Annotated in this window: 1 pseudogene; it reads left to right on the forward strand. The window is 65.1% G+C overall.

Annotation, left to right across the window (positions count from 1 at the left end):
• Positions 1–39: 39 nt before the first annotated feature.
• Positions 40–272: pseudogene (locus tag LH128_RS30410) on the forward strand (integrase); the annotation flags it as partial.

The raw sequence follows: 272 nt of genomic DNA on the forward strand, positions 1-272 counted from the left end.
TTCGCCGCGTTCCTGGGCCGTCCGCCGGATACGGCCACAATGGAAGACCTGCGGCGTTATCAGGTTGACCAGCACGAGCGCGCCGTGGGGCCGGCCACGATTAATGGAGCCGTGTCGGCACTGCGGTTCCTGTTCGGGATCACCCTGAAGCGCCCGGAGATGGCGCTGGGGCTCGTCGTTGTTCGCTACATGCCCAAGCTGCGTGTGATCTTGAGCATCGAGGAGACAGCGCGGCTGCTCGAGGCTGCGCCAGGCATCAAGTACAAGGCGGC

This window comes from Sphingomonas sp. LH128 (genome assembly GCF_000293195.2).
GTDB classification, from domain to species: Bacteria; Pseudomonadota; Alphaproteobacteria; order Sphingomonadales; family Sphingomonadaceae; genus Novosphingobium; species Novosphingobium resinovorum_A.